This window comes from Rhodococcus sp. 008 (genome assembly GCF_001682295.1).
Taxonomy (GTDB): Bacteria; Actinomycetota; Actinomycetes; order Mycobacteriales; family Mycobacteriaceae; genus Rhodococcus_F; species Rhodococcus_F qingshengii.
Genome location: NZ_CP012749.1, coordinates 5,381,788 through 5,397,161 on the forward strand (window position 1 = coordinate 5,381,788; position 15,374 = coordinate 5,397,161).

Here is a 15,374-nt window from a genome sequence, read left to right on the forward strand (position 1 = left end):
CACACGCCTCGTGCGTGTGGGCCATCTGTGTTCACCGGGAGGACCACTGTGACAACTGAGGTCTGCGACGTGGAAAGATGGTCGGCGTGCTGCGTTGGATAACTGCCGGAGAATCCCATGGTCCCGCCCTCGTCGCGATGCTCGAGGGCATGGTCGCGGGGGTCGAAGTGACCTCTGAGGCCATCTCGTCCGAACTTGCCCGTCGTCGACTCGGTTACGGCCGTGGCGCACGGATGAAGTTCGAGGCCGACAAGGTCACCATCATCGGCGGTGTCCGCCACGGATTTACGCTCGGTGGCCCCGTGGCAATCGAGATCGGCAACACCGAGTGGCCCAAGTGGGAAACCATCATGTCCGCCGACCCGGTCGACCCGGACCTGCTCGCCGATCAGGCTCGCAATGCCCCGTTGACGCGCCCGCGTCCCGGACACGCCGATTACAGCGGCATGCTCAAGTACGGCTTCAACGACGCGCGTCCCGTCCTCGAGCGTGCCAGCGCTCGCGAGACCGCGGCCCGCGTAGCCGCTGGAACCGTCGCACGGTCCTTCCTGCGTCAGGTATTCGGTGCCGAGGTCGTTTCACACGTTATTTCCATCGGTGCTTCCGAGCCGTACGTCGGCCCCGTGCCGGCGGGCAAGGATCTCGACGCGATCGATGCGAGCCCGGTCCGCGCATTCGACAAGGCTGCAGAAGAGTCGATGATCGCCGAAATCGAATCGGCGAAGAAGGACGGCGACACCCTCGGTGGCGTCGTGGAGGTCGTCATCCACGGCCTGCCGGTCGGACTCGGCACTTTCGTCAGCGGCGCCGAGCGTCTCGATTCACGACTTGCTGCTGCTCTCATGGGAATTCAGGCCATCAAGGGCGTTGAGGTCGGCGACGGCTTCGAGACCGCGCGCCGTCGTGGCAGCGAAGCTCACGACGAGATCCGTCCGGGCCCGGACGGCATCGTGCGCTCCACGAACCGCGCAGGCGGAATCGAAGGTGGCATGACCAATGGTGAGGCTCTTCGAGTTCGCGCCGCGATGAAGCCGATCTCGACGGTTCCGCGCGCTCTGGCGACGGTCGACATGGAGAGCGGCGAGGAAGCGGTTGCCATCCACCAGCGCAGCGACGTGTGCGCGGTTCCGGCCGCCGGCGTCGTCGCCGAGTCGATGGTCGCGCTCGTCGTGGCTCAGGCTGCACTCGAAAAGTTCGGTGGTGATTCCATTGCTGAAACCACTGCCAACTACCGTCGTTACGCCGAGGGCATCGCAGCCCGACCGCCTCGATAGGACTCACGTATCGATGAAGCCGAAGGCTGTACTCATCGGTCCGCCCGGTGCCGGCAAATCGACCATCGGTCGACGTCTCGCGCAGGCACTCGAACTCGAATTGGTCGATACCGACGCCGAGATCGAACGGACCACGGGTAGGACGATCCCGGAGATCTTCACCCATGACGGAGAGCCTCGGTTTCGTGAGATCGAGGAATCGGTGGTTCGCGAAGCGTTGCAGGCCACCGACGGAATCGTCTCGCTCGGCGGTGGTGCGATCCTCTCCGATCGCACGCGCGAACTGCTCCAGGGGCACACGGTCATCTACCTCGAGATCAGTGTCGCCGAAGGGCTTCGCCGCACTGGGGCGAACAATCATCGCCCGCTGCTGGCCGGCGGAGATCCCAAGGTCAAGTACCAGGAGTTGATGAGGCGTCGTCGTCCGCTGTACCGGCGTTCGGCCACGATTCGGATTCGGACCGACGGCCGAAGTCCGGCGCGTGTCGTCGGGCAACTGGTGTCGAAACTTCAAGACAAATGAACAACCGGAGCGGAGTAGTGGAGCAGTGACCGAACCCGTACGTGTAGAGGTGAAGACCGCAAGTCCTTACCCGGTCGTGATCGGCCGCGGCCTGCTCGGTGATCTCGTTGCCGAGTTCGACGGCGCGCGCACTGTCGCGATCTTCCATCAGCCGCCGCTGGCAGAGACCGCGGAGGCCGTACGGGCTGCGTTGGCGGAGAAGGGAATCGACGCCCACCGTATCGAGATCCCCGATGCCGAGGACGGCAAGGATCTTGCTGTCGCGGGCTTCTGCTGGGACGTGCTCGGCCGGATCGGCCTGACTCGCAGCGACGCGATCATGAGTTTGGGCGGGGGAGCGGCGACCGACCTCACCGGCTTCGTCGCGGCTACGTGGATGCGCGGTGTCAAGGTAGTTCACGTCCCCACCACCTTGCTCGCGATGGTCGACGCAGCAGTGGGCGGCAAGACCGGTATCAACACCGAAGCGGGCAAGAACCTCGTCGGTTCGTTCCACGAGCCGGGAGCGGTGTTCATCGATCTCGCGACGCTCGAGACTGTGCCGCACAACGAGATCGTTGCAGGCATGGCCGAGGTCATCAAGACCGGATTCATCGCCGACCCGGTGATCCTGGATCTCATCGAAGCCGATCCCAAGGCAGCTCTCGATCCGTCGGGAACTGTTCTGCCCGAGTTGATTCGGCGCTCCGTAGAGGTCAAGGCCAAGGTCGTGGCCGCGGATCTGCGCGAGTCGGATCTGCGCGAAATCCTCAACTACGGCCACACCCTCGGCCACGCGATCGAACGTCGTGAGCGCTACAAGTGGCGCCACGGTGCCGCTGTCTCCGTCGGCCTGGTCTTCGCTGCCGAACTCGGACGGCTCGCGGGCCGACTCGACGACGCCACCGCGGATCGTCACAAGTCGATCCTCGATCTCGTCGGGCTGCCGACGTCGTACGACGGTGATGCGTTCGGCGATCTGATGAAGGGAATGCAGACCGACAAGAAGAACCGTGCCGGGCTGCTGCGTTTCGTGGTCCTCGACGGACTGGCCAAGCCGGGTCGCCTCGAGGGGCCGGATCCGAGTCTGCTGGTTGCGGCGTACTCCGCGATTGCCCGCGATGCGCGGCCGGCCGGCGGAACGGTCCTGTTGTGAGGATCAACGTCGTCAACGGACCCAATCTGGGGCGTCTGGGTAAGCGTCAGCCCGAGGTCTACGGCGCGACCACACACGACGATCTGATCGAATTGTGCGTCGCGGCAGGCAAGGAGCTCGGCGTCGAGGTGATCGTCCGTCAGAGCGATCACGAAGGCGATCTGCTCGGTTGGATCCACGACGCGGCGGACGCGGGGGAACCGGTGATCCTCAATGCCGGTGGCTTGACGCACACGTCGGTGGTCCTGCGAGATGCATGCGCCGAACTGACCGCAGGTCTCGTCGAGGTACACATCTCGAACGTTCATGCGCGAGAAGAGTTTCGGCACCACTCCTACCTGAGTCCGATTGCGACCGGAGTGATCGTCGGACTCGGCGTCGCCGCGTATCCGCTGGCGATCAGGTTCCTCGCCGAGCGAGGCTGAACGAGGGAAGTCGAAAAAACAGCCACACGAATGCGGCCCCGAGGAAAATATCCTCGGGGCCGCATTCGGTTGTGTGGACGGTGGGCGTTACTGCTCGCGCTTGCCCAGATCGATCGCCGGGAAGACCGCGGTATCGGCGTCGGATTCCTCGACGGACATCGCGGCTCCGCTGTATGCGTGCTGCTCGGTGGGGGAGTCGTAGCCCTCGCTGACGGGCACCGGTTCGTGGTGACGCTCGTGGGACGGGGTCTGCGGAGCTGTTCCGTTCTTGCGCTGTTCACGGCTGACGAAGAAGCGTCCGACGGTGATGGCGATCATGGCGGGGACGAAGATGAGAAGGATCGTGAACGCCGCACCGGAGGTCACCTCGAAGAACAAGCCCTGCTGGGTGAGTTCGAGGGAGGGGACCAGGCTGAGTGCCCAGCTGGCAGCGCCGGCGACGAACCCGCCGACCAATGCGGCCTTGAGCCACAGCATGGTCAGATCGGCGCCGTCCTCGGGTTCGGGGAAGTTCCGGCGGTCACGAATGCCGTCGATACCACCCCAGATCGCGGCGAAGACGATGACGATCAACAGGGACAGCCAGCGCAGGGTGGACCCCTGAAGTGGCCACTGTGCGATCGCTGCACCGAGCAACGCACGAAACACAACATGTATCAGGGCCATGCCGAGGCCACGTACCAACCACGCATTCATGGGTACAGCCTAACTAGAACCCATTACACCTTGTGGCCTAACCCACAGTTATTGCTGTAACCGCGAGTTTCGAGTTGATCGGCAGGTCTGCGCGGGCGGTAGGTTCGAGGGATGCCGGTCGACTTCAGAACACGCCGTGAATCCCTCAGACGCCTCCTCTCGGAGCGCGAACTCGACGCGATTCTCGTCACAGATCTCCTCAACATCAGATACCTCACCGGTTTCACCGGTTCCAATGCGGCGCTCGTCGTCAGTGCATCGGATTCAGCGTCCGACGAGCGTGAGACGGTGATCTGCACCGACGGCCGCTACGTGACGCAGGTGTCAGAGCAGGTGCCGGACCTTCGGGCCGAAATCGCCCGTTCGAGTGCTGCGCACTTGATCGAGAAGTCCACGGCGCCCGTTCTCGCGTTCGAGTCACATGTGGCGACGTTCGCCGAACATCGGGCTTGGACCGAAGCAGCGCCGAAGATCCGGTTCGAACCGGTGAGCGGACTCGTCGAACAATTGCGCATGGTCAAGGACGAGTACGAGGTGGAGTTGTTGCGAGCCGCGTGCACCGCAGCCGATGTCGCGTTGGCGCAGTTGATCGCTCGCGGCGGTCTGCGACCTGGCCGAACGGAACGAGAGGTCGGCCGCGAGCTGGAAAATCTGATGCTCGACAACGGGGCGGACGGTATTTCCTTCGAGACGATCGTGGCGGCCGGCGCCAACTCGGCGATTCCGCATCACCGACCGACCGATGCGATCCTGGCGTCGGGTGACTTCGTGAAACTCGACTTCGGAGCCCAGGTCGGTGGGTACCACTCGGACATGACACGGACCTACGTGCTCGAGTCCGTTTCCGATTGGCAACGGGAGATTTACGAGCTCGTCGCGCGTTCGCAAGCTGCCGGTTGCGACGCGCTCGCGCCGGGTGTCGAATGTGCGGCAGTCGACGCCGTCGCCCGTGCGGTGATCGACGATGCAGGCTACGGCGAGTTGTTCCTGCACGGCCTCGGCCACGGTGTGGGGCTCGAAATCCACGAAGCACCGGGGATCGGCAAGCTCGGCACCGGTACACTTCTTTCCGGCGCGGCGGTGACCGTCGAGCCGGGCGTGTACTTCTCCGGGCGCGGAGGTGTACGGATCGAGGACACGCTCGTTGTTCGTGAGCAGGGGCCAGAGCTGCTCACACTGACCGCAAAAGACCTTACCGTCGTCTGAGACGGTTTCCCGACCCCTAGGAGACGCGAAGCAAGTGGCTTCCACCAGTGATTTCAAGAATGGTCTGGTTCTGCAGATCGAAGGCCAGCTGTGGACGATCATCGAGTTCCAGCACGTCAAGCCCGGCAAGGGCCCTGCCTTCGTGCGCACCAAGCTCAAGAACGTGCTCTCGGGCAAGGTAGTGGACAAGACGTTCAACGCCGGTGTGAAGGTCGAGACCGCCACGGTCGACCGTCGTGACATGACGTACCTGTACCACGACGGCAGCGACTACATCTTCATGGACGGCGACACCTACGACCAGGTGTCGATCAGCGAGTCCACCGTCGGCGACCAGTCGCGTTTCCTGCTCGAGAACATGGCAGTCCAGGTCGCGACCCACGAAGACGTTCCCCTCTTCGTCGAGCTTCCGGTCACCGTCGAGCTCGTCGTCAAGCACACCGATCCGGGCCTGCAGGGCGACCGCTCCACCGGCGGCACCAAGCCTGCGACCCTCGAGACCGGTGCCGAGATCAACGTCCCGCTCTTCATCAACACCGGTGACAAGCTCAAGGTCGATTCTCGTGACGGCAACTACCTCGGGCGTGTGAATTCCTGAGTGTCCGGCACACATAAGAAACTCGGTGCACGCCACAAGGCGCGCAAGCGTGCCGTCGACTTCCTCTTCGAAGCCGAGGCACGTGACCTCGATCCGGTCGCACTGGCGTCGGAGCGTTCCGATCTGTCCGTCAAGGACGACGCGGTAGCACCCGTCGCGGCCTACACCGTCACGTTGGTGTCCGGCGTTGCGGAGAATCTGGACCGGATCGATCAGGTCATCTCCTCGCATCTGCAGGACTGGACGCTCGAGCGTCTGCCCGCCGTCGACCGTGCGATTCTGCGTATCGCCGTGTGGGAGCTCTTCCACGCGACGGACGTTCCGCCGGTTGTCGCCGTGGACGAGGCCGTCGAACTCGCGAAGCAGCTCTCGACGGACGACTCTCCGGGATTCGTCAACGGAATCCTCGGCCAGGTCGTTCTCGTTGCGCCGCAGGTTCGATCGGCTGCGGCCGCGACCTCCCAGCGCGCGCAGGAATCGGATTCGGGTACCGAGTAGCAAGTTTTGTTCCACCACCGCCGTGCGAGTGTCACCGTGCGCGTTGTGTGTCTGCACACAACCGGTCGGAGTCGCTGCTCGCACGGCGGGATCAGGTCTGTCGGCTGATAGGGTGGGGACCGTCAGACATCCTTTAACGATCCGTCCAGTGAGGCGGAGAAGGAGGTCGCTGCATGAGCGTGCCCGAAGGGTCTCGCCCATCCGATCTTGCAGGTCCAGGTAACTCGAAGGCGCCGGTCGGTGCCGAGGCAGGTAGCGAAACCCGCGAATTGTTGTCCGCCCAGGATGTGGGCCGGACCATCGCGCGGATCGCTCACGAGATCATCGAGAAGACCGCACTCGACGGACCCGAGGGAACTGCCCCTCGTGTGGTCCTGATCGGGATCCCGACGCGTGGAACCACCCTCGCCACGCGACTGCGCGCCAAGATCGAAGAATTCTCCGGTGTGCGTCTTCCCATCGGATCTCTCGACATCACCCTCTACCGCGACGATCTCCGGAACAAGCCGCACCGCCCGCTCGAGCGCACGTCCGTCCCCGAGGGTGGCGTCGACAATGCGCTGGTCGTTCTCGTGGACGACGTCCTCTTCTCCGGTCGCACCGTGCGCTCGGCACTTGACGCGTTGCGCGATCTGGGCCGCCCCCGCGCGGTCCAACTCGCAGTGCTCGTGGATCGTGGTCACCGCGAACTCCCGCTGCGCGCCGACTACGTCGGCAAGAACGTCCCGACCGCGAGGTCCGAGGACGTCAAGGTTCTCCTCCAGGAGCACGACGGCAGGGAAGCGGTAGTCATCTCCGGGGGTAAGAGCGCGTGAAGCACCTACTTTCCATCGCGGACCTCGATCGTGAGTCCGCGGTAGAACTTCTCGACGAGGCAGAACGGTTCGAGCAGGCACTTCTGGGACGAGAGGTACGCAAGCTCCCGACGCTGCGCGGACGCACGGTCATGACGGTGTTCTTCGAGAACTCGACGCGCACCCGGGTGTCTTTCGAGGTGGCAGGCAAATGGATGAGTGCCGACGTCATCAATGTCAGCGCATCCAGTTCCTCGGTGTCCAAAGGTGAATCCCTGCGCGATACCGCGATGACCCTGCGCGCGGTCGGTGCCGACGCACTCATCGTGCGCCACCCGGCTTCGGGCGCCGCCCACCAGATCGCAAAGTGGACCGGAGCGGCCGACGACGGTGGCCCGGCAGTCATCAACGCAGGTGACGGCACGCACGAGCACCCCACTCAGGCGCTTCTCGACGCTTTGACCCTTCGCCAGCGTCTCGGCGACATCGAGGGCAAGCGGATCGCCATCGTCGGCGACATCCTGCACAGCCGTGTCGCCCGCTCCAACGCACTGCTGCTCTCGATGCTCGGTGCCGAGGTTGTTCTTGTTGCGCCGCCGACACTGCTGCCGGTCGGTGCGCACACGTGGCCGGTCACGGTCTCGCATTCGCTCGACGCGGAACTGCCCGGACTCGACGCGGTGCTGATGCTGCGGGTTCAGGCCGAACGCATGAACGGTGGCTTCTTCCCGTCGCAGCGCGAGTACTCGATCAACTACGGCCTGTCCGAGAAGCGGCTGGCGATGCTGGCCGATCACGCGGTGGTCCTGCACCCCGGCCCGATGCTGCGCGGCATGGAGATTGCATCCGCCGTTGCCGATTCCTCCAAAACTGCTGTACTGCAACAGGTTACCAACGGCGTACACATGCGCATGGCTGTCTTGTTCCGACTGCTGGTCGGGTCGGAGGACGGTGCGCTGTGACCAGAAACGAGAACGGAGAATCACCCGTGAGTGTCCTGCTCCGCGGAGTCCTGATCTACGGAGAAGGTGAGCCCACCGACGTACTCGTCGGCGACGGCACGATCCTCGAGATCGGCGTGGACCTCGATCCGGCCACGGCATCCGAGGTGATCGATGCCGGCGGGCAGATCCTGCTTCCCGGCTTCGTGGACCTGCACACACATCTGCGTGAGCCCGGCCGCGAAGACACCGAGACCATCGAAACCGGAAGCTCGGCAGCGGCTCTGGGTGGATACACCGCGGTCTTCGCGATGGCCAACACGAGTCCCGTCGCCGATTCGGTGGTCATCACCGATCACGTCTGGCGACGCGGGCAGGAAGTCGGCCTCGTCGACGTCCACCCCGTCGGCGCAGTCACAGCGGGCCTGGAAGGCAAGCAACTCGCCGAGATGGCGACCATGGCCGCAGGCGTCGGCAAGGTCAAGATGTTCTCCGACGACGGCCACTGCGTCTACGACCCACTGATCATGCGTCGCGCGCTCGAATACTCCAGTTCACTGGGCGTCCTGATCGCCCAGCACGCGGAAGAGCCGCGCTTGACCGTCGGTGCGGTCGCCCACGAGGGCCCCACGGCCGCGCGTCTCGGCCTGGCCGGATGGCCGCGCGCAGCCGAAGAATCGATCGTGGCCCGCGACGCACTGCTCGCGCGTGACGCCGGCGCCCGCGTTCACATCTGCCACGCCTCCACCGCCGGAACCGTCGAACTCGTGAAGTGGGCTCGCAGCCAAGGGATTTCGATCACCGCCGAGGTCACCCCGCATCACCTGCTCCTCGACGATTCACGGCTCGAGACGTACGACGCGATCAACAAGGTCAACCCGCCCTTGCGTGAGGCCAGTGATGTTGCCGCGCTGCGCAAGGGTCTGGCCGAGGGAATCATCGACTGCGTCGCGACCGACCATGCTCCGCACGCCGAGCAGGACAAGTGCTGCGAGTTCGCAGCCGCTCGCCCTGGAATGCTCGGCCTCGAGACCGCACTCTCGATCATCGTGCAGACGATGGTCCAGCCCGGCTTGTTGGACTGGCGCGGTGTTGCCCGGGTCATGAGCGAGCGCCCCGCGGCAATCGTCGGCCTCGACGATCAGGGCCGTCCCATCGAGGTGGGGGAGCCCGCGAACCTGACATTGGTCGATCCGTCGGCCGAGTGGACGGTCCACGGTCCCGACCTGGCGAGTGTCGCGCATAACACTCCGTACGAGTCGATGACATTGCCCGCTCGGGTCACGACCACACTGTTACGTGGCCGCATCACCGCACACGACGGGAATGTGCGGCTGCGGAGTAGCGAGGAGTAGCGCGTCATGGACAGAGCACTGTGGATCATCGGTCTGGCGATCTTCTGGGTCGCGATGATCGGCCTGATGTACGTCGGCTGGCGTGGACGCGCTCGACGCCAGAAAGACAAGATCGGCGAACTGCCGACGGTACCGGCAACCCTGGGTGAACTGCTCGTCCTGCCGACCACCGGCCTGTACGTCGGCAGCACCATCGCACCCAGTTGGCAGGACCGAATCGCCGTCGGCGACCTCGGTTTCCGCGCCACCTGCGAGATCAGCCGCTACAGCGGCGGAATTCTGGTCGAGCGTGACGGCGCGTCGGCCATCTGGATTCCGGAGAAGTCGATCCGCGCGATCCGCACGGAGAACGGTCTTGCCGGCAAGGTCATGAGCAAGGACGGCGTCCTGGTGATTCGCTGGGAATTGCCGAGCGGAACCGAGATCGACACGGGCGTGCGCGGTGACGACAAGACGGTTTATCCGGACTGGGTCAAGCCGGTGACTGCTTCGAACAAGACCGCTTCGAACAAGACGAATGAAAACGAAGACGCAAGCTCTGGCGACATCGAGCAGAACGGAAAGAACGCATGAGCGGCTTTGACAACAGCCCCGCAGTACTGGTCCTCGAAGACGGACGGGTGTTCCGCGGAACCACCTTCGGTGCGGTTGGACAGACCCTGGGCGAAGCGGTGTTCAGCACCGGAATGACCGGCTACCAGGAAACGCTCACCGATCCCAGCTACCACCGCCAGATCGTCGTCTCCACCGCACCGCAGATCGGCAACACCGGCTGGAACGACGAAGACGACGAGTCGGTCGGACCGACCGGCGAGCGTGCCGGCGCCAAGATCTGGGTTGCCGGGTACGTCGTTCGTGACCCCTCGCGCGTCACCTCGAGCTGGCGTGCAACCGGTTCGCTGCAGGCCAAGCTCGAAGAGCAGGGCATCGTCGGAATCGCCGGGATCGACACCCGCGCCCTGGTTCGCCACCTGCGTACTCGCGGTTCGATGAAGGCCGGAATTTTTTCCGGTGAAGCCATCGCCGCCGATGACGAACTGGTCCGACGGGTTCAGGATCAGCCGACCATGCTCGGCGCCGATCTTGCCGGTGAGGTCAGCACCACCAGCGGCTACGTCGTCGAGCCGAAGGGCGGGGAGGCGCTGTACACGGTTGCCGCCATCGACCTCGGTATCAAGACCAACACCCCGCGCATGTTCGCCGAGCGCGGTATTCGCGTCCACGTGTTGCCGTCCAACGCGAGTCTCGAACAGATCCTCGACCTGAAGGCCGACGGAGTGTTCCTCTCCAACGGTCCCGGTGACCCAGCCACCGCCGACGGCGCAGTCCACCTCACGAAAGAGGTCATCGGACAGGGCTTGCCGCTGTTCGGTATCTGCTTCGGCAACCAGATCCTGGGCCGCGCCCTGGGCCTGAGCACCTACAAGATGAAGTTCGGCCACCGCGGAATCAACATCCCGGTGATCGAGCATCAGACCGGTCGCATCGCGATCACCGCTCAGAACCACGGCTTCGCGCTCGAAGGCGAAGCCGGTCAGGAATTCGACACCCCGTTCGGCCGCGCGGTGGTCAGCCACACCTGCGCCAACGACGGAGCCGTCGAAGGTGTTCGCCTGCTGGACGATTCGGCCTTCTCGGTGCAGTACCACCCCGAGGCGGCAGCCGGCCCGCACGACGCCGCGTACCTCTTCGACCGCTTCACCAGCCTGCTCTCCGCACGGAAAGAAACCGGAGTCAAGAACTAATGCCACGCCGTACAGATCTCAAGCACATCCTGGTAATCGGCTCCGGTCCGATCGTCATCGGTCAGGCCTGCGAGTTCGACTACTCGGGCACCCAGGCCTGCCGCGTCCTCCAGGAGGAGGGCCTGCGCGTCAGCCTGGTCAACTCCAACCCGGCCACCATCATGACGGACCCCGAGTTCGCCGACGCCACGTACGTCGAGCCGATCACGGCCGAGTTCCTCGAGAAGGTCATCGCCAAGGAAGCCTTGCAGGGCAACAAGATCGACGCCGTCCTCGCGACGCTCGGCGGTCAGACTGCGCTCAACGCCGCAGTGGCGCTGCACGAGCAGGGCATCCTCGAGAAGTACGACGTCGAACTGATCGGCGCCGACTTCGACGCCATCCAGCGCGGCGAGGATCGCCAGAAGTTCAAGGACATCGTCGCCAAGGTCGGTGGCGAATCCGCGAAGTCCGCAGTTTGCTACACGATGGACGAAGTACACGCCACGGTCGCCGAACTCGGTTACCCGGTTGTCGTGCGTCCGTCCTTCACCATGGGCGGCCTCGGTTCCGGCATGGCGTACGACGTCGACGATCTCAACCGCATCGCCGGTGGCGGTCTGGCCGCGTCGCCGACGGCGAACGTCCTGATCGAGGAATCCATCCTCGGCTGGAAGGAATACGAACTCGAGCTCATGCGCGACAGTCGCGACAACGTCGTGATCGTCTGCTCCATCGAGAACGTCGACCCGGTCGGTGTCCACACCGGAGACTCGGTCACCGTCGCCCCGGCGATGACGCTGACCGACCGCGAGTACCAGGCGATGCGCGACCTTTCCATCGACATTCTGCGTGAGGTGGGCGTCGACACCGGCGGCTGCAACATCCAGTTCGCGATGGACCCGAAGGACGGCCGCCTGGTCGTCATCGAGATGAACCCGCGTGTCTCCCGCTCGTCGGCTCTGGCGTCGAAGGCGACCGGTTACCCGATCGCGAAGATGGCGGCCAAGCTTGCCATCGGCTACACGCTCGACGAGATCGTCAACGACATCACCAAGGAAACCCCGGCTTGCTTCGAGCCGACGCTCGACTACGTCGTCGTCAAGGCTCCGCGGTTCGCTTTCGAGAAGTTCCCCGGTGCCGACGGAACTCTGACCACCACGATGAAGTCGGTGGGCGAGGCCATGAGCATCGGCCGCAACTTCACCGAGGCTTTCGGCAAGGTCATGCGTTCGCTCGAGACCAAGCGTGCGGGTTACTGGACCGGCGCCGACATCGAGACGGAGAGCCTGGATGCACTGCTCGCCGATCTGAGCGTTCCGCAGGACGGCCGCATGTACGGCATCGAGAAGGCATTCGCGCTCGGCGCAACTGTCGAGCAGCTCTTCGACGCCACCAAGATCGATCCGTGGTTCCTCGACCAGTTCCAGCAGATTCACGAGCTCGGTGAAAAGCTGCGCGCTGCAGACTCTTTCGACGAGGCTTCCCTGCGTCAGGCCAAGTACCACGGCATCTCGGACCGCCAGATCGCGGCTCTGCGCCCCGAACTCGGTGGTGACACGCACGCAGGTGAGGACGCCGTTCGCGCTCTGCGTGATCAGCTGGGCGTGCGCCCTGTCTACAAGACCGTCGACACCTGCGCCGCAGAGTTCGAGGCCAAGACGCCGTACCACTACTCGACCTACGAGCTCGATCCCGAGGCCGAGTCCGAAGTTGCTCCGCAGACCGAGCGACCCAAGGTTCTGATCCTCGGATCCGGCCCCAACCGCATCGGTCAGGGTATCGAGTTCGACTACTCGTGTGTCCACGCGGCGCAGACGCTGTCCGAGGCCGGGTACGAGACCGTCATGGTCAACTGCAACCCCGAGACCGTCTCCACGGACTACGACACCGCTGATCGCCTGTACTTCGAGCCGCTGACGTTCGAGGACGTCTTCGAGGTCTACCGCGCGGAGGCGCAGTCGGGCACCGTTGCCGGCGTCATCGTCCAGCTCGGCGGCCAGACCCCGCTCGGACTGGCGAAGCGTCTCGAAGCTGCCGGCGTCCCCATCGTGGGAACCAGCCCCGCAGCCATCGACCTGGCGGAGGACCGCGGCGAATTCGGCCGCGTACTGACCGAAGCCGGTCTGCCCGCACCGAAGTTCGGTACCGCCACCACGTTCGACGGCGCCCGCGAGATCGCGGCAGGTATCGGCTACCCGGTGCTGGTGCGTCCGTCGTACGTGCTCGGTGGACGCGGCATGGAGATCGTCTACGACGAGGCTTCCCTCGCCGACTACATCTCGCGCGCCACGGAGATCTCCGACGATCGTCCGGTCCTGGTCGACCGCTTCCTCGAAGACGCGGTCGAGATCGACGTCGACGCTCTGTGCGACGGCACCGAGGTGTACCTCGGCGGCGTCATGGAGCACATCGAGGAAGCCGGCATTCACTCCGGTGACTCGGCGTGTGCGCTCCCGCCCATCACTCTGGGCCGGGCGGATCTCGAGAACGTCCGCCGCTCCACCGAGGCTCTCGCGAAGGGCATCGGCGTCAAGGGCCTGCTCAACGTCCAGTACGCCCTCAAGGACGACATCCTCTACGTGCTGGAAGCAAATCCTCGCGCCAGCCGCACGGTTCCGTTCGTGTCCAAGGCGACGGCCGTCCAGTTGGCCAAGGCATGCGCCCGCGTCATGCTCGGCGAATCCATCGCGGAACTGCGTGCGAGCGGCATTCTGCCGGCGAAGGGCGACGGCGGAAACACCCCGGCCGGTGCACCGATCGCGGTCAAGGAAGCTGTGTTGCCGTTCAACCGCTTCCGCCGCGCCGACGGTACCGGCGTGGATACCTTGCTCAGCCCGGAAATGAAGTCCACCGGTGAAGTCATGGGAATCGACTTCGACTTCGGTACGGCTTTTGCCAAGTCGCAGACTGCCGCCTACGGTTCGTTGCCCACCACGGGCGCGGTGTTCGTCTCGGTCGCCAACAAGGACAAGCGTTCGCTGATCTTCCCGGTCAAGCGCCTGGCAGACCTCGGATTCACCATTCTTGCCACCGAAGGAACCGCAGATGTTTTGCGGCGCAACGGTATCGAGTGCAAGCAGGTGTACAAGCAGTCGGGTGAAGATGTTCCGGCCGGTGCCGAGACCATCGTCGACCAGATCCGCAGCGGCGAGGTCGCCATGGTCATCAACACGCCGTACGGCAACAACGGCCCGCGTGTCGACGGCTACGAGATCCGAAGCGCAGCGGTTGCGTCGAACATCCCGTGCATCACGACGGTGCAGGGCGCCTCGGCTGCCGTGCAGGGCATCGAAGCAGCCATTCGCGGCGACATCGGAGTTCACTCCCTGCAGGAATTGCACGCAGGTCTTCGTCAGCCGGCACAGCAGTCGTGAGTCACAGTTGGGGGCAGCGTCTCCGGTCCGCGATCGCGGACCGGGGGCGGCTGTGCGTCGGTATCGACCCGCATCCCGCGCTTCTCGACGCGTGGGGACTGCCGCGTACGGCCGAAGGTCTCGAGACTTTCGCCGAGATCTGCGTCGAGGCCTTCACCGGTGAGGTCGGACTGGTCAAACCTCAGGTCGCGTTCTTCGAGGCTTACGGCAGCGCCGGCTTCGCCGTGTTGGAGCGGACCATCTCGGTTCTTCGTGATGCGGGAACTCTGGTCGTCGCGGATGCCAAGCGCGGTGACATCGGTTCGACGATGGACGCGTACGCGCAAGCCTGGTTGGGTGATTCGCCGTTGGCCTCCGACTCGGTCACCGTTTCGCCGTACCTGGGATTCGGGGCGCTGACTCCGACACTCGAACTGGCAAGGCAGAACGCCCGCGGGATCTTCGTCCTGGCACGAACCTCCAATCCGGAAGGCGGCGTACTTCAACAGTCGTCGACTGACGGTGTGAGCGTGGCTCAGTCGATCGTCGACGCTGCGGTCGATGCGAACGGCGACGGCCGTGACACCGTCGGACTGGTGGTCGGTGCAACTCGGGACCACGGTCTGGACCTGTCGCAGTTCAACGGCCCGATTCTCGCTCCGGGACTCGGCGCGCAGGGTGCGACGGCAGCGGATCTCGCAGACATCTTCGCGGGATCGACCGAGCTCCTGCTGCCGAACACTTCCCGTGGGGTGCTCAAGCATGGTCCTTCGGTATCGGCACTTCGGGAGGCAGCAATGCGTGACCGAGACGAGATCGAAGCCGCATTGGCGAACTGATCCGTGAGTG

At 64.5% G+C, this 15,374-nt stretch carries 15 protein-coding genes; 14 read left to right on the forward strand and 1 reads right to left on the reverse strand.

Annotated elements, in window-relative coordinates; all coding sequences use genetic code 11:
- The first annotated feature begins 86 nt into the window (after positions 1-86).
- The 4 genes from aroC to aroQ are packed head-to-tail and all read left to right on the forward strand — an operon-like array spanning position 87 to position 3,357.
- On the forward strand, positions 87-1,274 hold the full coding sequence (aroC, locus tag AOT96_RS25095; protein WP_063316721.1) for a chorismate synthase: 1,188 nt from the start codon (positions 87-89) through the stop codon (positions 1,272-1,274).
- Between the two features lie 13 nt (positions 1,275-1,287).
- Positions 1,288-1,797: a shikimate kinase gene (locus AOT96_RS25100; RefSeq protein WP_030536425.1), complete on the forward strand. Its 510-nt coding sequence runs from the start codon at positions 1,288-1,290 to the stop codon at positions 1,795-1,797.
- 25 nt (positions 1,798-1,822) lie between these two features.
- Complete coding sequence (aroB, locus tag AOT96_RS25105) at positions 1,823-2,932, forward strand: 3-dehydroquinate synthase (RefSeq protein ID WP_003944873.1); 1,110 nt, start codon at positions 1,823-1,825, stop codon at positions 2,930-2,932.
- Positions 2,929-3,357, forward strand: a complete 429-nt coding sequence (gene aroQ, locus AOT96_RS25110) for a type II 3-dehydroquinate dehydratase (protein WP_003944916.1) — start codon at positions 2,929-2,931, stop codon at positions 3,355-3,357. Before aroB ends, aroQ begins: the two co-directional genes overlap by 4 nt.
- Before the next feature lie 87 nt (positions 3,358-3,444).
- On the opposite strand, the gene AOT96_RS25115 is transcribed toward aroQ, so the two are convergent.
- Positions 3,445-4,053, reverse strand: coding sequence for a B-4DMT family transporter (locus tag AOT96_RS25115; RefSeq protein WP_019748369.1), 609 nt, complete (start codon positions 4,051-4,053; stop codon positions 3,445-3,447).
- 111 nt (positions 4,054-4,164) lie between these two features.
- On the opposite strand from AOT96_RS25115, the gene AOT96_RS25120 reads away from it, so the two are divergent.
- From AOT96_RS25120 to pyrF, 10 genes are all read left to right on the forward strand, one after another.
- Positions 4,165-5,259: a M24 family metallopeptidase gene (locus AOT96_RS25120; RefSeq protein ID WP_003944812.1), complete on the forward strand. Its 1,095-nt coding sequence runs from the start codon at positions 4,165-4,167 to the stop codon at positions 5,257-5,259.
- A gap of 34 nt (positions 5,260-5,293) precedes the next feature.
- On the forward strand, positions 5,294-5,857 hold the full coding sequence (efp, locus tag AOT96_RS25125; protein ID WP_003944958.1) for an elongation factor P: 564 nt from the start codon (positions 5,294-5,296) through the stop codon (positions 5,855-5,857).
- On the forward strand, positions 5,858-6,355 hold the full coding sequence (nusB, locus tag AOT96_RS25130; protein WP_007728014.1) for a transcription antitermination factor NusB: 498 nt from the start codon (positions 5,858-5,860) through the stop codon (positions 6,353-6,355).
- 173 nt (positions 6,356-6,528) lie between these two features.
- Entirely contained in the window at positions 6,529-7,170 is a 642-nt protein-coding gene (pyrR, locus tag AOT96_RS25135; protein WP_003944977.1) for a bifunctional pyr operon transcriptional regulator/uracil phosphoribosyltransferase PyrR, read from the forward strand.
- A complete protein-coding gene (locus tag AOT96_RS25140) occupies positions 7,167-8,111 on the forward strand; it encodes an aspartate carbamoyltransferase catalytic subunit (RefSeq protein WP_065352451.1) in 945 nt (314 codons plus the stop codon). Before pyrR ends, AOT96_RS25140 begins: the two co-directional genes overlap by 4 nt.
- A 26-nt stretch (positions 8,112-8,137) precedes the next feature.
- The gene (locus AOT96_RS25145) at positions 8,138-9,445 is read left to right on the forward strand and encodes a dihydroorotase (RefSeq protein WP_003944990.1); all 1,308 of its coding nucleotides are present in this window, start codon (positions 8,138-8,140) and stop codon (positions 9,443-9,445) included.
- Between the two features lie 6 nt (positions 9,446-9,451).
- Positions 9,452-10,018 carry a PH-like domain-containing protein gene (locus AOT96_RS25150; RefSeq protein ID WP_065352452.1) on the forward strand — a complete coding sequence of 189 codons (567 nt, stop codon included), beginning with the start codon at positions 9,452-9,454 and terminating at the stop codon, positions 10,016-10,018.
- Positions 10,015-11,190 carry a glutamine-hydrolyzing carbamoyl-phosphate synthase small subunit gene (carA, locus tag AOT96_RS25155; RefSeq protein ID WP_007728009.1) on the forward strand — a complete coding sequence of 392 codons (1,176 nt, stop codon included), beginning with the start codon at positions 10,015-10,017 and terminating at the stop codon, positions 11,188-11,190. The genes AOT96_RS25150 and carA overlap by 4 nt, the downstream gene beginning before the upstream one ends.
- Positions 11,190-14,546 carry a carbamoyl-phosphate synthase large subunit gene (carB, locus tag AOT96_RS25160; RefSeq protein ID WP_065352453.1) on the forward strand — a complete coding sequence of 1,119 codons (3,357 nt, stop codon included), beginning with the start codon at positions 11,190-11,192 and terminating at the stop codon, positions 14,544-14,546. The genes carA and carB overlap by 1 nt, the downstream gene beginning before the upstream one ends.
- Positions 14,543-15,364: an orotidine-5'-phosphate decarboxylase gene (gene pyrF, locus AOT96_RS25165; protein ID WP_007728008.1), complete on the forward strand. Its 822-nt coding sequence runs from the start codon at positions 14,543-14,545 to the stop codon at positions 15,362-15,364. The genes carB and pyrF overlap by 4 nt, the downstream gene beginning before the upstream one ends.
- The last annotated feature ends 10 nt before the right edge of the window (positions 15,365-15,374 follow it).